This is a genomic window from Bradyrhizobium sp. 21 (assembly GCF_023073335.1).
GTDB lineage: Bacteria > Pseudomonadota > Alphaproteobacteria > Rhizobiales > Xanthobacteraceae > Bradyrhizobium.
Map to the genome: position 1 here is coordinate 355,477 of NZ_JADPJG010000032.1, position 21,195 is coordinate 376,671.

21 protein-coding genes are annotated in these 21,195 nt (G+C 65.1%); 8 read left to right on the plus strand and 13 right to left on the minus strand.

Features of this window, described 5'->3' with window-relative positions:
- Window positions 1-15: 15 nt before the first annotated feature.
- The 3 genes from IVB31_RS26915 to IVB31_RS26925 form a co-directional block, all read right to left on the minus strand.
- Window positions 16-1,815 (minus strand): ABC transporter ATP-binding protein, encoded by a 1,800-nt coding sequence (locus tag IVB31_RS26915; protein WP_247329949.1) that lies wholly within the window; start codon window positions 1,813-1,815, stop codon window positions 16-18.
- A 318-nt stretch (window positions 1,816-2,133) separates the two neighbouring features.
- Window positions 2,134-3,717: a DHA2 family efflux MFS transporter permease subunit gene (locus IVB31_RS26920; RefSeq protein WP_247329951.1), complete on the minus strand. Its 1,584-nt coding sequence runs from the start codon at window positions 3,715-3,717 to the stop codon at window positions 2,134-2,136.
- Window positions 3,718-3,924: 207 nt separating this feature from the next.
- Window positions 3,925-5,247 (minus strand): HlyD family secretion protein, encoded by a 1,323-nt coding sequence (locus tag IVB31_RS26925; RefSeq protein ID WP_247329953.1) that lies wholly within the window; start codon window positions 5,245-5,247, stop codon window positions 3,925-3,927.
- 190 nt (window positions 5,248-5,437) lie between these two features.
- Here IVB31_RS26925 and IVB31_RS26930 point away from each other — a divergent pair, with 190 nt between their 5' ends.
- On the plus strand, window positions 5,438-6,073 hold the full coding sequence (locus tag IVB31_RS26930) for a TetR/AcrR family transcriptional regulator (protein ID WP_247329955.1): 636 nt from the start codon (window positions 5,438-5,440) through the stop codon (window positions 6,071-6,073).
- Between the two features lie 3 nt (window positions 6,074-6,076).
- Here the strand turns inward: IVB31_RS26930 and IVB31_RS26935 are convergent, their stop codons facing one another.
- The gene (locus IVB31_RS26935) at window positions 6,077-6,658 is read right to left on the minus strand and encodes a histidine phosphatase family protein (RefSeq protein WP_247329957.1); all 582 of its coding nucleotides are present in this window, start codon (window positions 6,656-6,658) and stop codon (window positions 6,077-6,079) included.
- Window positions 6,659-6,660: 2 nt separating this feature from the next.
- Window positions 6,661-7,866 (minus strand): extensin family protein, encoded by a 1,206-nt coding sequence (locus IVB31_RS26940; RefSeq protein WP_247329959.1) that lies wholly within the window; start codon window positions 7,864-7,866, stop codon window positions 6,661-6,663.
- Window positions 7,867-7,905: 39 nt separating this feature from the next.
- Here IVB31_RS26940 and IVB31_RS26945 point away from each other — a divergent pair, with 39 nt between their 5' ends.
- Window positions 7,906-8,139, plus strand: coding sequence for a hypothetical protein (locus IVB31_RS26945; protein WP_247329961.1), 234 nt, complete (start codon window positions 7,906-7,908; stop codon window positions 8,137-8,139).
- 77 nt (window positions 8,140-8,216) lie between these two features.
- On the opposite strand, the gene IVB31_RS26950 is transcribed toward IVB31_RS26945, so the two are convergent.
- Entirely contained in the window at window positions 8,217-9,089 is an 873-nt protein-coding gene (locus IVB31_RS26950) for a DUF2147 domain-containing protein (protein ID WP_247329963.1), read from the minus strand.
- Window positions 9,090-9,282: 193 nt separating this feature from the next.
- Between IVB31_RS26950 and IVB31_RS26955 the strand changes: the two genes are divergently transcribed.
- Together IVB31_RS26955 and IVB31_RS26960 are read left to right on the plus strand one after the other, a co-directional pair.
- The gene (locus IVB31_RS26955; protein ID WP_247329965.1) at window positions 9,283-10,062 is read left to right on the plus strand and encodes a DUF2147 domain-containing protein; all 780 of its coding nucleotides are present in this window, start codon (window positions 9,283-9,285) and stop codon (window positions 10,060-10,062) included.
- A 187-nt stretch (window positions 10,063-10,249) separates the two neighbouring features.
- A complete protein-coding gene (locus IVB31_RS26960; RefSeq protein ID WP_247330586.1) occupies window positions 10,250-11,704 on the plus strand; it encodes a FecR domain-containing protein in 1,455 nt (484 codons plus the stop codon).
- Window positions 11,705-11,803: 99 nt separating this feature from the next.
- Here the strand turns inward: IVB31_RS26960 and IVB31_RS26965 are convergent, their stop codons facing one another.
- Window positions 11,804-12,391 (minus strand): NUDIX hydrolase, encoded by a 588-nt coding sequence (locus tag IVB31_RS26965; RefSeq protein WP_247330588.1) that lies wholly within the window; start codon window positions 12,389-12,391, stop codon window positions 11,804-11,806.
- 65 nt (window positions 12,392-12,456) lie between these two features.
- Window positions 12,457-13,320 carry an archaetidylserine decarboxylase gene (asd, locus tag IVB31_RS26970; protein WP_247329969.1) on the minus strand — a complete coding sequence of 288 codons (864 nt, stop codon included), beginning with the start codon at window positions 13,318-13,320 and terminating at the stop codon, window positions 12,457-12,459.
- A 35-nt stretch (window positions 13,321-13,355) separates the two neighbouring features.
- Between asd and IVB31_RS26975 the strand changes: the two genes are divergently transcribed.
- Window positions 13,356-15,020 carry an aminotransferase class III-fold pyridoxal phosphate-dependent enzyme gene (locus IVB31_RS26975; protein WP_247329972.1) on the plus strand — a complete coding sequence of 555 codons (1,665 nt, stop codon included), beginning with the start codon at window positions 13,356-13,358 and terminating at the stop codon, window positions 15,018-15,020.
- Between the two features lie 337 nt (window positions 15,021-15,357).
- Here IVB31_RS26975 and IVB31_RS26980 read toward each other — a convergent pair whose 3' ends face one another.
- The 3 genes from IVB31_RS26980 to IVB31_RS26990 all read right to left on the minus strand — a co-directional run bounded on the left by IVB31_RS26980 (window position 15,358) and on the right by IVB31_RS26990 (window position 17,921).
- Window positions 15,358-16,017 (minus strand): hypothetical protein, encoded by a 660-nt coding sequence (locus IVB31_RS26980; protein ID WP_247329975.1) that lies wholly within the window; start codon window positions 16,015-16,017, stop codon window positions 15,358-15,360.
- A 126-nt stretch (window positions 16,018-16,143) separates the two neighbouring features.
- Window positions 16,144-16,833: a methyltransferase domain-containing protein gene (locus IVB31_RS26985; RefSeq protein WP_247329978.1), complete on the minus strand. Its 690-nt coding sequence runs from the start codon at window positions 16,831-16,833 to the stop codon at window positions 16,144-16,146.
- Between the two features lie 35 nt (window positions 16,834-16,868).
- Window positions 16,869-17,921, minus strand: a complete 1,053-nt coding sequence (locus tag IVB31_RS26990; protein ID WP_247329981.1) for a glycosyltransferase family 1 protein — start codon at window positions 17,919-17,921, stop codon at window positions 16,869-16,871.
- 275 nt (window positions 17,922-18,196) lie between these two features.
- On the opposite strand from IVB31_RS26990, the gene IVB31_RS26995 reads away from it, so the two are divergent.
- From IVB31_RS26995 to IVB31_RS27005, 3 genes are all read left to right on the plus strand, one after another.
- Window positions 18,197-18,898 carry a L,D-transpeptidase gene (locus tag IVB31_RS26995; RefSeq protein WP_247329983.1) on the plus strand — a complete coding sequence of 234 codons (702 nt, stop codon included), beginning with the start codon at window positions 18,197-18,199 and terminating at the stop codon, window positions 18,896-18,898.
- 110 nt (window positions 18,899-19,008) lie between these two features.
- On the plus strand, window positions 19,009-19,425 hold the full coding sequence (locus IVB31_RS27000) for a c-type cytochrome (protein ID WP_247329986.1): 417 nt from the start codon (window positions 19,009-19,011) through the stop codon (window positions 19,423-19,425).
- A gap of 228 nt (window positions 19,426-19,653) precedes the next feature.
- A complete protein-coding gene (locus IVB31_RS27005; protein WP_247330591.1) occupies window positions 19,654-19,986 on the plus strand; it encodes a GIY-YIG nuclease family protein in 333 nt (110 codons plus the stop codon).
- 110 nt (window positions 19,987-20,096) lie between these two features.
- Here IVB31_RS27005 and IVB31_RS27010 read toward each other — a convergent pair whose 3' ends face one another.
- Both IVB31_RS27010 and IVB31_RS27015 read right to left on the minus strand, forming a co-directional pair.
- Window positions 20,097-20,375, minus strand: coding sequence for a hypothetical protein (locus tag IVB31_RS27010; RefSeq protein WP_247329988.1), 279 nt, complete (start codon window positions 20,373-20,375; stop codon window positions 20,097-20,099).
- Window positions 20,368-21,147: a DUF899 domain-containing protein gene (locus tag IVB31_RS27015; protein WP_247329990.1), complete on the minus strand. Its 780-nt coding sequence runs from the start codon at window positions 21,145-21,147 to the stop codon at window positions 20,368-20,370. The genes IVB31_RS27010 and IVB31_RS27015 overlap by 8 nt, the downstream gene beginning before the upstream one ends.
- Between the last annotated feature and the right edge of the window lie 48 nt (window positions 21,148-21,195).

Genomic DNA, 21,195 nt, shown 5'->3' on the forward strand with positions numbered 1-21,195 from the left:
CGCCGGCCGCGCCACTCATTCCGCTGCTGCGATACGCCCGAGCTCCACCACCTGGCGCTCGAACAGGCCGCGATAGATGCCCCCTAGCTTGCCCGCGAGCTTGGCATGCGTGCCCTGCTCGACGATCTCGCCGCGGTCGAACACCAGGATGCGATCGAGGCTGCGCACCGTCGACAGCCGGTGGGCGATCACGATCGAGGTCCGGCCTTTCATCAGCCGCTCCATCGCCTGCTGGATCAGCGCCTCCGATTCCGAATCGAGGCTCGACGTCGCCTCGTCCAGGATCAGCACCGGCGCGTCCGCCAGGAACGCGCGCGCCAGCGCGACGCGCTGCCGCTCGCCGCCCGACAGTTTCACACCGCGCTCGCCGACCAGCGTGCCGTAACCCTTGGGCAGGCGCAGGATGAAGTCGTGCGCATTCGCCAGCCGCGCCGCCTGCTCGATCGCTTCCAGGCTGGCCCCGGGCCGGCCATAGGCGATGTTCTCGGCGAGCGAGCGGTGGAATAGGATCGGGTCCTGCTGCACGATCGCGATCTGGCTGCGCAGCGATTGCTGCGTGGCGTGGGCGATGTCCTGCCCGTCGATCAGCACGCGACCGCCGGAGACGTCGTAGAGCCGCTGCACCAGCTTGACGAAAGTGGTCTTGCCGGAGCCGGAGCGGCCGACCAGGCCGACCCGTTCGCCGGCGCGGATCGTCACCGACAGCCCGTCGTACAGCGGCTCGCGATGGCCGCCATAATGGAACGTGACGTCGTCGAACACGAGCTCGCCGCCCTCGATCGCGATCGGCCGCGCGTCCGTCGCATCCGCAATCCCGATCGGCTCGTCATGGATCGCCACCAGCTCCTCCATGTCGTTCACCGAACGTTGCAGGTTGTTGATGTGCATGCCGACGTCGCGCAAATAGGCGTGGATGACGTAGTAGCTCGTCAGTACGTAGGTGACGTCACCGGGCGAGGCGTGCCCGTACATCCACAGCAGCACCGCGCCGCCGATCACGGACCCCCGCAGACATAGCAGCAGCGAGAGCTGCGCCACGGCGGTGGTGTTGTAGCGAAACCAGGTCCGCCGTACCCGCACGCGCCAGCGATTGACCACGCGCGCGAGCCGCGCATCCTCGCGCGCTTCGGCGCCGAAGGATTTCACCACGGCGTTGCAGGTCAGCGCATCCGCCAGCGTGCCCCCGACCTTGGTGTCCCAGGCATTGGAGATGCGCGCGGCCGGCGCGATGTAGCGCGTCGAGAACAGCACCGTCATCGTGACATAGGTAGCCGCACCGAGCGCGATCACCCCGCCGAGCGAACCCCAGTGCACGCCGAGCAGGATCATCGACCCGATCAGCACGACCAGCGAGGGTAGCAGTGCCAACAGGATGGTGTCGTTCAGGAGGTCGAGCGCCCACATGCCGCGCGTGATCTTGCGCACGGTCGAGCCGGCGAACGAGTTGGCGTGCCAATCGGTCGAGAAGCGTTGCACGCGCATGAAGGCGTCTTGCGCGACCTCGGACATGATCTTCAGCGTGAACGGCACGATCGCCTGGAGCCCTGCAAGCCGCAGCGCCATCGAGGCGGCGCCGAGCGCCACGATGGCGCCGAACGCGACCAGCGCCGCGTGACGCGCATCGAAATCCGACGGCCCGCGCGTCAGCGCATCGATCAAATGTCCCGAGAACACCGGCATGAACAGGTCGGCGGCGGTCGCGCCCAGCAGGCTGCCGACGACAACGAGCGTACGCCCCGGCTGCTTCAGCCAGTGCCGGAACACGAAGGGCAGCACCACGCGTATGGCGGCGGGCTTTTTTGACAGAGCGGTCATGACGTTATCCGGGCGCTTTGGCGCGCCGGCTCCATCGATGGACGCATGTCGGCCAACGAGGCCAGAACGCGTCGCTTAGGTATGAGTTTGACTTGGGAAGCGGTGTGATCGGGATTTCAGACCCAATCGAAGCCGGCGAAAATGGCCCTAAAGGGCCGAACAGGCGCCGAGCATGAACATCGAGCCCGGGCGTGCGATCTGCGAATGTGACGAAATCATACAAATCCTCCCCGGTTCGAGTGACGAGTTGCGTTTTATAGATGCGCCGTTCGCAATTTGCAACTGGGCTCGCGCGAGATCACGCGCGAGTGTTGCAAATTAGTGCGCGTCGCCGCCGCCGGTCATCGAGGCCGGCTTTTTCAGGAGCGTGACCAGCAGGCTGAGGCCGAGATAAAACAATGTCAGCATGAAGAAGGCATCGCCGAAGCTCATGACCACCGCCTGGCGGTGCACGAGCTGAGAGAGCTGCTTCATCGCCATCAGCGTGGAATCGCCGAGCCCCTGGAATTTCTGCATGAACATGGTCAGGGTTTCGGTCGCGGTGGCATTGCCCCAGGTCACGCGCTCCTGCAGGCGGGTGATGTGCAGATCGGTGCGGTCGTTGAGCACGGTGTTGATGACGGCGAGCCCGACCGCGCCGCCGAGATTGCGCATCAGGTTGAACAGGCCCGAGGCGTTCTTCACCCGGTCGGGCGCCAGCGTGCCGAGCGCGATGTTGTTGGTCGGCACCATCGCGAACATCATGCCGATGCCGCGCAGGATCTGCGGCACCAGCAGCTCGTAGAAATCGTAATCGCGCGTGATCCAGGTCATCTGGTAGGAGCCGATCGCGAACACGATCAGGCCGAACGCGATCATGTAGCGCATGTCGAACTTCACCATGAGCCGGCCGACCAGCGGCGCGACCAGGAACATGGTGATGCCGGAGACGAACAGGGTGTCGCCGATCATCAGCGCGCTGTAGCCGCGCACCTCGGCGAGGTAGCGCGGATAGATATAGGTCAGGCCGTAGAGGCCGATGCCGATACAGAATTGCAGCGTGCAGCCGACGGCGAAATTGCGGTTAGAGAAGGTGCGCAAATTGACGATCGGCTCGGCCGCCGTGAAGACGCGCCAGAAGAAGGCGATTGCCGAGATCGCGCCGACGGCGGCACAGATCGCCACCGAGGTGTCCTGCATCCATTCATATTGCGGACCTTCCTCCAGCACATATTCCAGCGTGCCGAGGAAGCCGGCCATGAACAGCAGGCCCCACCAGTCGAAGCGGTCGAGCAATTCGAAATGCGGCTCGTCGAAATCGACCAGCGCGATCACCCCGAGCGTGATGGCGATGCCCGGCACGACGTTGATGAAGAACAGCCAGTTCCACGACATCAGGTCGGTGATGTAGCCGCCGACGGTCGGGCCGATCGTTGGAGCCAAGGTCGCAACAAGCCCGATGATGGGACCGACGATGTGGAATTTCGAGCGCGGGAAGACCGTATAGGCCGAAGCGAACACCGTCGGGATCATGCCGGCGCCGAGAAAGCCCTGGAGCACGCGCCAGAGGATCATCTCCTCGATGGTGGTGGCGAAGCCGCAAAGCAGGCTCGAGACCGTGAAGCCGGCGGCCGAGATCGCGAACAGCAGCCGCGTGCCGAGGGCGCGCGACAAAAACCCTGATAGCGGGATCGCGATCACCTCGGCGATCAGGTAGGCGGTCTGCACCCAGGAGACTTCGCTGGAGCTTGCCGACAGGCCAGCCTGGATCTCGCTCAGGGACGCCGAGACGATCTGGATGTCCAGGATCGACATGAACATCCCGAACACCATGATGATGAAGGCGAACAGCCGCTTCGGCGCGATGCGCTCCGAAGCCTGGTTCGCCATCATGGCGGGGGAAGCAGTGGTGGCGTTGGCCATGATTTCAGCTCTCGCTCGTGCGGCAGGCTCGTCTTACCTCTCCCGCCTGCGGGAGAGGTCGACGCGCTCCTCGAGCGCGGCGGGTGAGGGTTCTTTCCTCTCGGGGAGTCTGCCTGGCGGAGAGACCCTCTCCCCAGCCCTCTCCCGCAAGCGGGAGAGGGAGCGCACCTGCATTAGAAGCAGCGGCGCGGCTCATGTCAGCAAATCCTACTGCGGATGGATCGCGGTGGGATCGTCGAGATCGATCTCGCTGTCGGCGTCGGCGGCGCCCTTGTTGGTGTCGACGGTCGCATAGACCGACATGCCGGCGCGGAGCAAATTCTGCTTGGCGACCGACTTCGGCACGCGAATGCGGACCGGCACGCGCTGCACGATCTTGGTGAAGTTGCCGGTGGCGTTGTCAGGCGGCAGCAGCGTGAACACCGAGCCGGCCCCCGCCGCGATGCTGTCGACGATTCCCGAGAACTTGCGCATGCCGTAGGCGTCGACCTTGATCGTCACCGGCTGGCCGGGGCGGATGCGCTTGAGCTGGGTTTCCTTGAAATTGGCGTCGATATAGACGTTGTCGAGCGGCACGACGTTGCCGAGCCGCTGGCCGACCGCGACGAAGTCCCCGGCGCTGACGAGGCGGTTGGAGAACGTGCCGTCGACCGGCGCGCGCACCGCGGTGAAGCTGAGATCGCGCTCGGCCTTGGCGAGGGTGGTCTTGAGCTCGGCGAGCTGCGCCTGCGCCTCGGCCTGCTGCGCCTTGGCGACGTCGACGTTGCTGACCGCGACGTCGTAAGCGGCCTGCGCGGCCTTGACCGCGGCGGCGCCCTGGTCGCGTCCGGCTTCCGAGCTCTCGAAGGTGGCGCGCGAGGCAAAACCCTTGTTGCTCAGCGCCTGCTGGCGCTCATAATCGAGGTCGGCGCGCTTGAGGCCGGCTTCGGCGGAGACGAGTTGCGCCTTCGCCTGTGCGACCTGGCTGTCGAGCGCCGCGATCTGGCGGCCGATGCGATCGATGGTGGCCTGCTGGGTCGCAATCCGGGTCGCGGCGGCGTCGACCGCGATCTTGTAGTCGCCGTCGTCGATGCGCAGGACGATATCGCCGGCGCGCACCAGCGTGTTGTCGCCGGCGAGGATCGAGGAGATGTGACCGGCAACGCGCGCGCCCAGCATGGTGTTGTTGGCGCGGACATAGGCGTCGTCGGTGGAGACATAGAAGCGGCCGACCAGCGTGTAATAGCCGGCATAGCTCGCGGCCGCGAGCGCCAGCACCAGGCCTATTCCCATCATCACGAATTTGCGCTTGCCGGATTTCGGCGCGCCGGCGGCGGCGGTCGCGTCTGGCGCAGGTGCGGCCGACTTGTCGGTCACGGGCTTCTCCGGCGCGTCGCTGGGCCGGCGCTTGGTTTCCTCGGCCACATGGGAGCGCAACTGCTCGGCAAGAACGACGGATGTCTCGGTGGCGGCGTCACCGCCCGCGGGCGCCGGCGTTCCCACCGTATCCGGGCGGAGCACGCGCGCAGTCTGGTCTCTCGATACGGCCATAAAGGCCTCCCCAAAAAAAATGCGATCACGGCCGCGGGGCGGCCGGTTCCTCTCGCTCATCCCAAATATCATTGACCGAACGGTTCGGTCAATATAGATAATATTCCCGAGCGGACCCTACTGGCCCGAATCCTTTATTTCGGTTTCATGGCCCGGGACCGATCCAGAAACCTGCCGAGACCCTGAACCAATGGTTGTAGCGGACCGCGAACATCTCCACGTCCTCCAAGAGGAGGACAGCTCCAAGCGCCGCCAGATCCTGGACGGAGCCCGCAAGGTGTTCATGGATCTCGGTTTTGACGGCGCCAGCATGGGCGAGATCGCGCGCGCCGCCGCAGTCTCCAAAGGCACGCTCTACGTCTACTTCGCCGACAAGAGCGCGCTGTTCGAAGCCATCCTCGAGCAGGAGGCGCTCCAGCACGGTCAGGTCGTGTTCAATTTCGATCCCGGGCGCGATGCCGAGACCACACTGAAGGATTTCGGCCGGGCCTACATCCATCTGCTGTGCCGGCCCGGCGGCGGATCGGCGATCCGCACCGTGATGGCGATCGCCGAGCGCATGCCCGATGTCGGCCGCCGCTATTATCTGCGCGTGCTGGACAAGACCATCAACCGGCTGTCCGAGTATCTCAAGATCCACGCCGCCTCCGGCGATCTCGAGATCGACGATTGCGACCTTGCGGCGTCGCAGTTCATGGAGCTGTGCAAGGCCTCGCTCTTCCTGCCGTTCGTCTTCCAGGCAGCGCCCGCGCCGTCGGAAGAGCGCATGACCGAAGTGGTCGAGAGCGCGACGCGGATGTTTCTGGCGGCGTACCGGGCGAAGTAGCGTTCAGATCTCTTCCATTCTGCGCCAGCCATGCACGATCTGCCGCCCGTCCCTTGCGAACGCAAAACAATGGCCGCCACCCGCCGGCTGATCGTGGACGCGATCGATGGGATGCCCGGCATGGTGGCAAAACAGCAGCGTGCCGACGGCGCCGTGGCCGACAAAGAGAACGTCCCCCGGACGCTTCCGTCCCAGCACCTCTTCGGCCTCACGCACGATGCGCGCCTGCGCGTCCACGGCGCGCTCCCAGCCGCGCACGCTGAGATGCGGCTCCGCGAAAAACCGGTCGGCGACCTGCTCGAACTCGGCCGGCTTCAGGAAGCCGGTCGCCGAGCGGTCGTTCTCATGCATGGCCGCGCGGATCTCGATCATGAGACCGAGCCAGCTTGCGATGATCTCGGCGGTCTCGATCGCCTTACGCTCGCCGCTGGAGACGATCTGCGTGGTGCTGGCGAGCCAGCTCGCATGCGCCAGCGCTGCGGTACGCGCTCGACCGACCGGACTGAGGCCCCATTGCGGCACCGGCACCGCGGGGTCGATCTGCACCTGCGGATGGGTGAGATAGCGGACGATGTCAGCAGACATTTTTAATCGTCCGCGTACTCGTCTTCTTCGCGCTTGTGCGCGGCGCTTTTGTGCGCACCAAGCGAGCCGGTCACCGAGGGATCGCGCGCGCTGGCATAGGGATTGCGCCGCTGCGCGCGCCCGGCGACCTCTTCGCCGGAGACGGCGGCGGGCTGGCAGATCAGGCGGCGGCTGGCGCGGCGCATCAGATCGACGTGGATATGATCGTAATGATAGACGTTCGAGCCCGGCGCCAGCACCGTGGTGAAATGCGCGCACGCGCCCGACTGCACGTCGCGCAAAAATCCCTGCTCTTCCGGCATGCCACGCCAGCCGTCCTTCACGGTGATGCGGCGGCCGTCGGCAAGCACGAAGGCGGCGATGTCGAGTGCGTTGCCGAAGGCGTGCTCGGAAATATGGGCATGCGAATTGCCGTTCATGCCGCGGCAGGAATAGGCGGAGATCTGCTTGATCTCCGCGACGCGGGTGCCGAACCAGCGCATCGCCGAGGGCTGCACGGTGTCGGCAAGCCAACGGTCGAGCTCGGAGACGATCGGACAGGCCAGCGTCGCCACCGGCTTGATCGCAACAGGGCCCACGGCGGTGACGGGATCGCCTTGTGCCGGGCCAAGGCGTGGCAGCGGTTGCTGCGCGGGCGCCTGTGAGTATGGCGCAGGCCGCGCCGGATAGCTCGGCGCATTCATGTAGCGCGACGCGCCCGCGGCATCGATGCCCTCGGGCGGCAGGTCGATCTCGTCTTCCTGCGGCGCCACGCCGGGTGCATTCAGCGACATGGGTCCGGACGACGTGCCATAGCCGGAGGGCTGGCGCACCGCGCTCTCGGGATAGTTCGACCGTTGCGGATAGGAGGATGCCGGAGTGTTCTGGCTCTGCGGGTAATTCGAGCGCGGCTGCGTCACCGGCCAGCGCGGCTGGTTGCCGACGCTCCCTGGCGGACGCAATTCCTCGTCGGCAAAGCCGTAACTGCTCGAGCCTTCGCCGAGAGCGGCGACCTTGAGCGGAAACTCGGCGCCGCACATGCCCGGCCCGGAGATCGGGTCAATGCGGACGAGATCCGGCCCCTCTTTCACCGCGCCTGATTTCAGGCATGCGGCTTCGGCCTCGGCCCGCCACGGTTCACGTTCGGCCTGGAAGACGCCGCGTCCGCAACCCGCTAACGAAACAAGGACGATGGAGCCGACGAGATACAAACGAACTCCGCGCGTCATTCACGCACGTTCGGTGAATTTACTTAAAGACTCTTCAACGTGTTGATTTCAGTCTTCTTTAACCATGCCGGCCCGCACGGGCGAACGCTGGCGGGCATGAGCGACAGCAAGACTGACTTTTTCAATCAGAGACTCTCTGTTAACCATGCTGGTCGCGCGCGGAGTGGCGCGACCAGCGGGAGCGACCTCATGACGTTCGCCGGGAGACTGAGCGTTATCACCGCGTACCTCGCCATGGCCTTCGTCGGCGCCATCGTGCTCGGCATGATCTAGAGGCTTCAGTCGGCGGTAGCGAACGCTGCTTCCCTGCTCCACTTGTGAGGGAGGATGGCGCGCTTGTGGCGCGAAAGCTACGACCGCGCACTCCACTGCCGCGACGTCGTGATCAGATTCCCCGGCCGCTCTTCGGCTCGCGTCCAGTCGTTGCCGGAACACCAGAAGTGGCCGAGCGCGCAGGCTTCGACATGCAGCTTGCCGGAGCTCTTCAGGGTCATCGTCGCGTAATAGGTGCTGCCGCTGGAGCGGCTGTAGATGTTGCCGGTCCAGACGTCGTGCGTTTTCGGCTTCATGTTGACGAGCACGCTCTCGCCCCTGGTCGATGCTTCAGTAAGCGCGAAACCGCACAGCGCAGGGCCGCAGCGTTCGATGCGGACCGTGCCCTTGGCGCCTGCGCTCTCCCATTCGCCGAGCGGCAAATAGGCGGGCTCGTCATCGCTGCGCTGCGGGCTCGTCACGGCCTGCTTGACGGGTGCCTCCAGGCGCGGCGGATCGAGCATGGTCGTCTTCGGCGGATCGACGCGCGACAGCTCAACCCGTGGCGGATTGGGGCTTGGCGCTGCAAGTGTTGGCGTTGGAAGCGTTGGCACCTTGAGTGTTGGCGCCTGCGGAAGGACAACGGGCTGCGATATCGTTGAAGCAAGGACAGGAGCCGTCGGCGCCGGTGGAGGCGCGACCACCATTGCTTGCGCCGGCCTGACTGGTGCCGCGGGATAGACCGGCTGCGTCGGCGCGACCGCCGGCGGCGGCGCCCGTGTTGTATCGGCGTCCGGCCGAAAGCTGCGATGGGAGGAAACCGAAACACAGGAAGCCGATCGGCAATTGCGCGGCGCTTCGACCTGAAACCGGTGACCGCCGATCGAGAACGCGTAGGAACTGGCCTCGGCTGCGGGCGCAACCGCCATCAGCGCGATCAATGTGCCAAGCGAAGTCACAAGCCGCGTCATCGGCGCCTCCCTCTGTGTCACGACGACGTTACGCAGATGGATCGCGGCTGAATGTGCGCTGCCTCACCCAGCGGAGTCTGGCCGTTGTGACGTCTATCACAGAACGCCCGACCTATCAGGCGTAGGGTCGAACCACGCTTCATCCACCAGCGACTTCAGTCCATATCGGGACCGCACATTTTCGGAGGTTGTCATGAACAAGCTCACCATCGCCGCCACCGCGCTCTTCCTCGCTTCGACCGCCGCCGCGCATGCCGGCAATACGATTTCGTTCCAGATCGAAGGCCAGCACATTCGCATCGAGACGCCGCGCAACTGCGCCTCGCTCAACTGCGTGACCATCGTCGCGCCGGGCCTGTCGGACAAGCCGATCAAGCTGAACAACATCAACCTCAAGGGCCTTGGCGGCTCCAAGGACGATGACGTCGACACCACGCCGGCTCCGGCCACGACCGCGCAGCCCGCGCCGGCGCCGGTTCTGCAGCAGCCCGTGCAGCAGGCCCCGGTGCAGGCGACCGCGCCTGCGGTTGCTGCCCCGGCCGCGACGCCAACGACGATTGCCGCTGCTCCGGCCGCCAGCTACGACAACGCGACGCAGACGGCGCCCGTCGCGGCTCCCGTGGCCGCCCCCGCGCCGGTCGCGGTTGCTCCGGCTCCGGCTCCCGTTGCCGCCGCGCCCGTGCTGGCTGCCAACACGCCGATCGGCGTGTGGGCGACCGAAGAGAACAAGGGCAATGTTCGCGTCGAACAGTGCGGCACCAATCTTTGCGGCTATGCCATGAAGTCCAACGAGCGCATCCTGATCAACATGAAGCCTGACGGCGCGAAGTGGAGCGGCCGCATCCACGATCCCGACTCTGGCCGCAATTACGACTCGACGATCGCCATGAAGGGCCCGAATGCGATGCGCGTGCAGGGCTGCGCCTTCGGCGGCATGTTCTGCGGCGGCCAGACCTGGAAGCGCGTGAGCTGACACCGGTCCCTCGCCGCAGCTGTCAAGCATTCTTGTTCTTATGATGGCGCCACGTCCCTGACACGGGACGTGGCGTTTGATCGTTCGCCCCTCCCGTGCGACAAATGTTCATCCGCCGTTCAGCCTTATCGGGCTGATATCGGCCGATCTCGCCTCGCGTTCTCACCGGGACCCTCTCGTGACATCAATGGTAGCCTGGCGCCGCTTCGTCTTCGCGCTTGCCCTGCTGGTATTGCCGCTGGCCGGCACGAGCGCGGCATTCGCATCCGATGCAATCGAGCTTGCGCAGACGCAGCCACAAGCGCAGCCGGCGCCCGAGCCTTCCCCGACGCCATCAGCTTCACCGACACCGGCAACAGACGAGCAACCCGCCGCCGTCGAGCCGATCGGCAACGTCGCCACCGTGACCGGAATCGCAACGGTGATCCGCGACAAGAATTCCTATCCGCTCAAAGTGCGCGATGACATCTATCTCAACGACGTCGTGCAAACCTCGTCGAACTCAGCGCTCGGCATCACCTTCAACGACGCGACCACGTTCAACCTCTCCGCCGGCGCAAAAATCACCATCGACAATTACGTCTATGAGGACGGCGGCAAGCAGAACGCAGGGGTCTTCGACATCGGCAAGGGCACGGTTGCCTTCGTCGCGGCAGCGGTGGCGAAGACCGGCGACATGAAGATCACGACGCCGACGGCAACGCTCGGCATCCGCGGCACCACCGGCGTCGTCAACGTGCCGGAAGGCGCAACGGCGAGCAGTGCGAACAACGTCAACATCAAGCTCTATCCCGACGCCGACGGTCGTGTCGGGCACATCGACGTCAACGACCGCACCAGCGGCACGCGGCTCGGCGCGCTGACGCAAGGCGCGAGCGGCTTTGCGATTCGACCCGGTGCAGGCGGCGCCGGCGGTATGCGCTTCGCAGCCGTGCCGATCACGATTCCACCGCAGCAGATCGCGCGCGACCGTGGCTTCGTCAGCCAGGTGCATCTGGCGCAGACCACGGGTCGGCAGATCGTCACCGAGCAACGCGACTTCCGCCGCGCCAATCCGACCGCGAGCCCGCGCATCCCGCGGCCGTTCCAGCCGCAACAGCAGCAATTGCGGCCGACGGCGCCGGGCCAACAGCCGCAGCGGCCGAACAGCCAGCCCGGTCAGAACAACCGTCCGGGTCAGCAGCAGCCGGGTGCGCCCGGCCGCCAGGGAACACAGCAAGGCGCCAAGCCACCGCAGCGGCAAGGACAAGGACAACAAGGACAAGGCGGCGCGGTGCAGCCGGGGACACCGCGCGCGGGTCAAGGCCAGCAGCAGCAAGGCGCGGGACGTCCGGCGGGTGCACCGCGCACAGGACAAGGCGCACAGCCGGGCGGCACACCGCAAACAACCCAGCCGCAACGTGGTGGACAGATTCAAACGCTGCCGGGAGGAGCCGTGCCGTCGCAGCCGGGCGGAGCCAATCCGCAGCAGCAACCGCCGCGCACCGGCATGCAGCCGGGTCAGCCGGGTCAGCCGCCCGCGGCTCAGCAGCCAGGCGTGCAGCGCCCGAGCGGATTCCAGCAGCGTCTCCCCGGCACGCAGCGCCCCGCGGCCCCGCGCAAACCGGCGCCCGCTCCGAGAGAGAAGAAAGTGCGGCGTTAGAACATGGGGCGCGCCGCAATGTCGGCGCTCTCCCTCGCCCCGTTCTTCTGCGATACAATCCGACTCTCCCCGCAAGCGAGGAGAACTGAAGAGAAGAACTCACGCCTCGCCGCGCAGCCAGGCCTTCACCTTCTGCAACAGACCATGATGCAACTCTTCAACCGAGGCCGCTTCGGCCGGCGTCAGCCTCTGCAAGGCGGCATCGATGTCGTCGGTCGCCGATGGCGACGACGGCTCGGAAACTGGTGTCGGCATGGGAGCTGGCACAGGCACCAGCCCTGCCGCCGCAAGCGCGATCGGGCCGACCTGCGTCAGGAACGTGCGCTCATATTCGCGCGACAGCCGCGCGAGCGCCTCGTCCAGCGTTACCCAGTCGACCGCCTTGATGTCGTTCATCAGCTTGCGGACGGGACCGCCATTGACCTCCATGCGCCAGAAATGCACGACTTTTGAGCGCCCACCCGACTGATAGACGAGCGTGCCCAGAAACTCGTGGATGGCGACCTCGTGGCCGGTCTCTTCCAGCACCTCGCGATGCGCGGCTTCCTTCGGCGTCTCGCCGTCGTCGAGCTTGCCCTTGGGCAGAACCCACTCGTTGCGCTTGCGCTGGCGCACGATTGCGATCAGCGGCGGCGCCCCACGCCGCAGCACAATACCACCCGCCGCCATCACCGGCGCCCGCGCCATCATCAAATCCGTGTCGTCGCTTTGTCCCCGCGGACGATATAGGCGGCCGGCACGGCAGATTGAAGCTAGTTTTTTCGCAGCAGCGCTTGACCTGCGCGGATACGGGTGCCTTCGGCGATGCCGTCGCAGAACGCGAAATCGCCGGGCGCCAGGATGATGATGGTCGAGCCGTGCTCGAACCAGCCGAGTTCCTCGCCCTTTGTCACGTTGACGTCGCAGGGAAAATTGACCGGGCCGCGTGTCTGCGCGTTCAGCACCATGTCGAGGAAATGCAGGCGGATGCTCGCGACCAGGATCGCGGCCACCGGCACCAGCGTCACGGCCTCGCCGGTCGACAAATGCGTTCGGATCACCGCGCGCTCGTTCTTGCAAAACAGGCGCTCGACGCGCTTCAGCGCGATCGGATTGACATTCCAGACGTCGCCATGGATCAGCGTGACCCGCTCGATATGCGCGTCGAAGGGCGCATGGAAGCGATGATACATGCTCGAGGTCAGTCGCAGCGTGACGAAGGAGCCGTTGCGGTGCTGGTCGACCAGCGCGGAATCACCGAGCAGGTCGAGCAGCGAATAGGGCGCGCCCTTGACCTGGAACAGCTCGGTGTCGGCGATCCGGCCATGGGCGCCGACGATGCCGTCGGACGGGCTGGCGACAATGGAGGGGTCCGGATCAAAGGGCCGCAGGCCCGGCTTGAGCTCCCGGGTGAAGCAGTCGTGCAGACTCCTGAAATGGGTCTTTTGCGCCTCCGACAGATCGAGGTCGGAAAACAGCTTCCACAGCGCGATCGAGGCGTCCCGAACAAGCGGATTCTCGATCTTGGAGAACCAGCCCATGAAACGGGTCAGGGCCGCGCGGGGGATACGATTGGTCAACAGGAAGTTGAGGTCTTCCTGCTGGGTGAAAGAGGCGATGAGGGCTTTGACTGTCATGAATCTGTCAGCTCACAGTATTAGCGCTTGTTGTCATGGAAACGACACTCCCGATTCTTTCTTTGTCCGTGGCCGCCGCAGCGTCCGCTGCCGCCGCCTTCCCGAAGCTCAAGGCGCGGCTCGAACTGTCCCGCGCCAAGCACCGCTCGCTCGCCGGGCACTCCAAGATGTCGCGCCGGGTGGCAAAGCTGCTCCCGTTCTACGAGTTCGAGGGTGATCAGTACTTTGGTTGCGACGGCGCGCCGGCGAACATCGTGGCGCAGCGCAAGGAGGCCTTCTTCCGCCTCGCGCGAATCTACGCCGATCGCTACCCCAAGGGCCGCGCGATGACGAAGGAAGCGGCGGAGACGATCTCCGACCTGCACTTCACCGAGACCTACCGCGTGCCGTTCCAGTTCTCGCGCCTCGTCCGCGAGCATCTGGGCACCTCGACCTTCATGGAATCCTCGAGCGGCGTCACCGTCACGGATGTCGACGGCAACACCTCCTACGACCTCACGGGGTCCTACGGCGTCAACATCTTCGGCAACGATTTCTACAAGGAGTGCATCGAGGGCTCCGAGAAGCGGGCGCACGCGCTCGGACCGGTGCTCGGCCCCTACCATCCCGTCATCCTCGAGAACGTGCAGCGTCTGTGCCAGATCTCCGGCCTCGACGAAATCTCGTTCCACATGTCCGGCACCGAAGCCGTGATGCAGGCGGTGCGGCTCGCGCGCTACCACACCAGGCGCACGCATCTGGTTCGTTTCGCCGGCGCCTATCACGGCTGGTGGGGCGACGTGCAGCCCGGCGTCGGCAACCCCATCGCCGCGCACGAGACCTATACCCTCGCCGAAATGTCGGAGAAGACATTGCATGTCCTGCGCACGCGCAAGGACATTGCCTGCGTGCTGGTCAATCCGCTGCAGGGGCTGCATCCGAATGGCAACGCGCCCGGCGATTCCTCGCTGGTGGATTCCTCCCGCGGCGGCAATTTCGATCGCGCGGCCTACACCGAATGGCTGAAGAAGCTGCGCGAGGTTTGCACCGAGCGCGGCATCGTGCTGATCTTCGACGAGGTGTTCGTCGGCTTCCGTCTCGCCGCCGGCGGCGCCCAGGAATATTTCGGCGTCAAGGCCGACATGGTGACCTACGGCAAGAGCCTCGCCGGCGGCCTGCCGGTCGGCGTGGTCTGCGGCAAACGCGAGCTGATGCGCCGCTTCCGTGACGACCGACCCGCCGACATCTGCTTCGCCCGCGGCACCTTCAACTCGCACCCTTACGTCATGACGGCGATGGACGAGTTCTTGAGCCGGCTCGCCAGCCCGAACTTCCGCGCCATCTATGACGGGCTGGAAGCGACCTGGAACGGCCGCGCGCAAAACCTCAACCAGATGATGACCGACGCCAAGCTGCCGGTGCAGTTCGCCAACTTGTCGTCGATCTGGACGGTGAAATACACCACGCCGTCCCGCTACAATTGGATGCTGCAATACTATCTGCGCGCCGAAGGCCTGTCGCTGAGCTGGGTCGGCACCGGCCGGCTGATCTTCAGTCTCAACTACACCGACGCCGACTTCACCGAAGTCGCCGACCGCTTCGTCCGCGCGGCCGAAAAGATGAAGGCCGACGGCTTCTGGTGGCACGACGGCGTGCTCACCAACAAGACCATCAAGCGGCAGATTTTGAAAGAGATGCTGGCCAAGCGTTTTGGACGCTGAGGCTTTTTCACTCTCCCTGAACAGCGCGCCATCCTCTCCCTCGCCCCGCTTGCGGGGCCGCGACGAGCTACGCTCGCGCTGAGAGGGTTGGGGTGAGGGGGACTCTCCGCGAGTGCGGTGAGGGTTGGTGGACACTCCGCTGGCAGCGCCCCCGCGGAGAGTCCCCCTCACCCGCCGCGCTACGCGCGTCGACCTCTCCCCGCAAGCGGGGCGAGGTGAAGAGAGCGCACGGCTCCGCTGAGTCACTTTGAAAATATCCCCAAGACGTGGATGCCCGGCACGAGGCCGGGCATGAGGCAACCATCAGACATCGGAGTGTCTTGTGTACGCAGCGCGCTCAGGCGTGCTGCTCTTCGAGCGCGGACTCGCCGATGAGGCCCAGCGTGTGCTCGGGGTTGAGGTGCAGGCCGGGATCCATCAGCTCGCCGCGCATCAGCGCCAGGGGCGCGGTGCGGTAAAGCATCAGGTCGTGGAAGGGGTCGGTCAGGATCTTGGTCATCCAGACGAGGCCGGTCTCGACGTCGCGGATGAAGAACAGGTGCACGGTGCGGAACAGAAGACCGCCGCCGCCAATCACGAGCCAGATCTTGGCGACCTGCCGCATGAAATCGGTCGCGCTCGCCCAGGGCGTGAACACACCGAACAGCGTCGGATCGACGAACAGCACCAGCGGCGACAGCGCCCAGATCGTCATCAGCACCACCTTGCGCTGAAGGTTGTAGCCGACCTTGATGTCTTCCTTGTACTCGTGGGTCGCCTGGTTGATGTGGTCGAAATCATGCGGCTCGAAGAAGAAGTGACCGGCTTGGCGCGAGGTCATCGAGACCAGCCAGCCGACCAGCGCCGAGAGCATCGGATCGATGAACAGCCAGACATAGGCGAAGAGGAAGCTCAGCGCGCTGACGAAGTGCAGGCTCTGATTGATGCGGCTGTGGTGATAGTAGCGATGGTCGTCCCAGCGCTGGATCCGCAGCTGCTCGAGATAGTTCTTGATCATGCTCTCCCCCAAAATGCTTTCGGGTTCAGGATTTACAGGGATTCGGTGTACGCCGTGTGACATCATCATTTTGTCATGTGACAATGTGCAGCGGCGCGATGACGCACGCGACGCGTGGGTGAGAGATCAAGCCGCTTTGGCGACGTCGATCTTGCGGAAGCGCACCAGCGAGAAATGGCCGAGCGGCGGGATCAGGCGGCGCTCGGCGAGCTCGATGCCGTTGGCACCGGCCAGCCACTTGGCATAACGTGACCAGGCGAACTCGGCGGTGCGGAAGCCGAGCGGGCGCACCACCGGCTGGAGCTTCTGCTCGATGAAGCGGCGCACGCCGGCATCCGCGCTGACGCGGGTGAGGATGATCAATTCGCCGCCCGGGCGCAGCACGCGGGCGAATTCGTCCAGCGCGATTTCCGGGTTCGGCACCGCCGTGACGACATATTGCGCCATCACGACGTCGAAGGAATTGTCGGGAAATTCGAGCTTCTCGGCGTCCATCACCGCGAGACCCTCGACGTTCTTCAAATTACCTTCGCTGACGCGCTGGCGCGCCTTGTCGAGCATCGCCTCCGAGATGTCGGTGCCGAAGATGCGCAGGTGCGGCGCGTAGAGCGGCAGCGAAATGCCGGTGCCGACGCCGACCTCGAGCACCCGACCGCCGATCTTGTTGGTGGCGGCGATCGCGGCCTGCCGGCCCTTGGCGAACACGCCTCCGAACACGAGGTCGTAGACGGGCGCCCAGCGGTCATAGGCCTGCTCGACCGTGCCACGGGTGAGGTCGAGTTGCTGGGTGCCGTCAAGGTTCATGATCTTAGCCATCGATGAGGTTCTCGCTATGGTTCAAAAATTTGGGGTCAACCGCGCACCGGCCGCCGCGCCATGACCGGCGAGGCGCGCAAGGCACGGCTGGGCTGAAGTGACGTGAGGTTGCCGACGAACTGGCGCGCGCTGTTTTCCCAGGAACGCTCCAATGCGAAGTTGCGGCAGGTCTCGCGCGACATGGTCAGTGCACGCAGGCACGCGGTACGCAGATCGTGGTCGATCGCACCGATCGGATGATCGGCGATGACGTCCTTCGGACCCGTGACGGGAAACGCCGCGACCGGCGTGCCGCAGGCGAGCGCTTCGAGCTGCACCACGCCAAAGGTGTCGGTCAGGCTCGGGAACACGAACACGTCGGCGGCGGCGAGATGGGCGGTGAGATCGGCGCCCTTCTTCTCGCCCAGGAAGACGGCATCGGGGTACTTCTTTTCAAGCGCGGCCTTCTGCGGGCCGTCGCCGACGACGACCTTGGTGCCGGGCAGATCGAGCGAGAGGAATGCTTCGAGATTCTTCTCCACCGCGACGCGACCCATGGTCATGAAGATCGGGCCGGGCAGGTCGAGCTTGGCGGGCGCGTCGGGATGGAACAGTTCGGTGTTGACGCCGCGCGTCCAGAAGCCGAGCCGCTTGAAGCCGCGCTCGGACAGCTCCTGCCGCAGCGAGGGCGTCGCCACCATGGTCATCGCGGCGGCTTCGTGGAAGTGGCGCAGCACGGCATAGCCGACGGCATCCGGGATGCCGGTCCGCACCGAGACGTATTCCGGAAAGCGCGTGGTGTAGGAGGTGGTGAAGGCAAGCCGGTTGCGGCGGCAATAGGCCCGCGCCGCCCAGCCGATCGGTCCCTCGGTCGCGATGTGCAGGGCTTCCGGCGCAGCCTTCTCGATCCGCCGCGCGATCTCTTTGCTCCTCGGCAGGGCAATGCGCAGCCCCGGATAGGTCGGCAGCGGCCACGACCGGAAGCCGTCCGGCGTCAGGAAGTCGATCTCGACGTCCAACGTCTTGGCAGCGCTTGCCAGCGAGGTCAGCGTCCGGACTACACCGTTAACCTGCGGATGCCAGGCGTCAGTCGCGATTAATACCCGCATGGGGAAATCCCGAGAGTTTGATGATTCTCGGCTTAGGACCATCAACCACGGATATTTCAGGCGTGTGACGTCATAGAAGTGTCGGCCCGCTGTTTTGTTCGTTAACGGATCGCTGCGGCCACGAAACTGTCATGAAACAATCCTTGCCGCGACGAAACCGTTTTCGGTTTTCCGCGCAAACGTCCCGAAACTTATTGCCGTTAGTGATCTAGGCAACGGAGCGCCGAAACGGTGCCGGGGTGACCAAGAAACATCAAAGCAAGCAGGGGCGACCAATGTTCAATCTGGACACGTTGAAGAATTATTCGCGCGCCGTTGCTTTTGGCGCAGTGGCTGTGATCGCGTTCGCCGGCCCGGCCAAGGCCGCGCCCGTGCAGCTCTTCCCGTTCTTCCAGCCGCTGCCGCCGATCGCTGCACCGCAGCCATACCAGCCCTATCAAGCCGCGCCTTACCAGGCCGCGCCGTCCGAGGATCAGGACGCCATCGAGACGCCGGCCCGCTTCCGCCGTCAGACCGTCAGCTACGCGACGCGTGAGGCCCCGGGCACGATTATCATCGATACGCCCAACACCTACCTCTATCTCGTGCTCGGAGGCGGCCAGGCCGTTCGTTACGGCATCGGCGTCGGTCGCGACGGCTTCACCTGGTCCGGCACCCAGTCGGTGACCAAAAAGGCCGAGTGGCCGGATTGGACCCCGCCGCCGGAAATGATCGCCCGCCAGCCTTATCTGCCGCGCCAGATGGCCGGCGGCCCCGGCAACCCGCTCGGCGCCCGCGCCATGTATCTCGGCGGCACCATCTACCGCATCCACGGCACCAACGCGCCCGACACGATCGGCAAGCACGTCTCCTCCGGCTGCATCCGCCTGACCAATGACGACGTCTCCGACCTCTATTCCCGCGTCAACGTCGGCACCAAGGTGATCGTGCTGCCGATGACGGAGCGCCGCGCGGACCTCGGAGCCGCGACGCGCTGAAGCGACAGGACATTGTGACGCAAACGGCCCCGGAACTGACCGGGGCCGTTTTCGTTTGCAACATGCTCTCCGGGCGGTCTCGTTTGGAGAAGCGGTTGTCGGAGGCGCAGATGCGATCACGTCCGCAAATATCGCCAAACACATGGCTGCGCATGATCGCCGCCACGGCCGCATTGACGCTGCTCCTCTGCGCGCGCGCCTCACTCGCGCAGCAGCCGGCAAGCGACGAGACAGCCCAGCAGGCCTTCAACAATTCCTGCCGCACCTGCCACTCCGTGAAGGAGGGCGACAATCGTCTGGGCCCCAACCTCAGCAAGATCGTCGGACGCAAGGCCGGCTCGCTGCCGAACTACAACTATTCTTCCTCGATGAAAGAAGCCGGCTTCGTCTGGGACCAGGACAAGCTCACCCACTTCATAATCAAGCCCGACGAGGTCGTATCAGGCAACAAGATGCAGCCCTATGGCGGCGTCTCGGCGGAGGAGGCGGCGAAGGTGGTGGCTTATTTGCGGGCGGCATCGCAATGATGTCAGTGCCGTTTTCGTTCGGTGTCGGTGGTCGTGGCCGTCCTTCGAGACGCCCGCCTTCGGCGGGCTCCTCAGGATGAGGGCGGAGTGTGTGGCCGCGAGGCGTCTGTCTGCCAAATCGACGCGGCAACGAATGTCCATAATGCTTGCGCCAATCCGCAACTGCCAGTTAGCCTCATCCTGAGGAGACCGCTGGAAGCGGTCGTCTCGAAGGACGAGGCGTTCACGATGACAGAAGGTGCGTTCCTCTACATTCTCAAATGCGCCGATGGCAGCTACTACATCGGCACGACGCGCACGGAGCTTGAGATCAGAATCGCGCAGCACAACGCCGGCACATTCGGCGGTTACACGAAGTCTCGCCGGCCTGTGACGTTGGTCTACTCGCAGTGGTTCGACCGCATCACCGATGCGATCGAATGTGAGAGGAAACTCAAGAAATGGAGCCGCGCCAAGAAGGAAGCCTTCATGCGCGGCGATTTTGCTGAGCTGCATGGATTGGCCAAGCGCGGATCTCATCATCCTTCGAGACGCCCGCCTGCGGCGGGCTCCTCAGGATGAGGGCTGAATGTGCCTCGGCATGTTCGCCGAAGCACGGATGCCAGCTGAGCCTCATCCTGAGGAGCCGTGTCAGCGGCGTCTCGAAGGAAGAGGCAGGGGCGGGATAGCCCCTAACGGCCAACTCCTCCCCGCCGCTCGGAAATCAGCCTCAGCCACGCCGCCGAATGAAACGCACTCATCAACAGATACATCGGCACCATCCCGCCGAGAAGAGACCCGTGCCCGGCCGCGCACAGCATGTCCGCCGGACCGCTGCCGAGCACGGCCGTCAGCACGGCCATGATCGCGAAGGTCGGCGTGGCAGCAAGGCCTAGCCATCTGGCGAGGTGGCGCGCGGCCACCACGCCGTCGCGGCTGGCGCCGGCAGTTGCGCTGATGGGACTAGTCACGTCCTTCCGCGGCCTCCTCGCGAAACGCCTTCTCGCCGGCATCGGTGACCTCGACCCATTTCTTGTCGGGCGCGGCACCCTCCGTGTAGCTGTCGTGCCAGTTCCACCATTTGTAGGTCGGCGTCTGCGGATAGCCCTTCGGCGAATCCTCCCAGACCTCCTGGCGGCCGAGCGGCGTGATGTCGAGATAATTCCAGGTGCCGCCCATCTGCTCGTCGCCCCGGCTCTTGACGAAGTAGGTGCGGAAGATGCGGTCACCGTCGCGGTAGAACACGTTGGTGCCGTGCCATTCGTCCACGCCGAAATCGGCATCGAAACTGTCGGTGACGGTGACCCATGGCATGGTCCAGCCCATCCGCTGCTTCACCCTGATGATGTCGGCCTGCGGCGCGCGCGAGGCAAACACCAGCGTGGTGTCGCGGGCGTTCAGATGCGAGACGTGGGCGACCTGGTCGGCCACCATCGAGCAGCCACGGCAGGCATGATCGGGCCAGCCGAACACGCCGGGCTCGAAGAAGGCACGGTAGACGATCAGCTGCCGCCGGCCCTGGAACAGGTCGGGCAGACTGACCTTGCCGCCGGGCCCCTCGAACGCATAGGTATTGGTGACTTCCATCCACGGCATGCGCCGGCGCTCGGCGGCGAGGGCGTCGCGGGCACGGGTATGCGCCTTTTCCTTCACGAGCAGTTGCTGGCGGGCGGCCTCCCAGTCCTGCGGCGACACCACCGGCGGTGTTTGCATGGTAGTCCCTGCGTTGTCTGCTGATGTCATGATGGTTCTCCAAACCTCTTACCCGGGCGGCCATTCCGCATCTCGCAG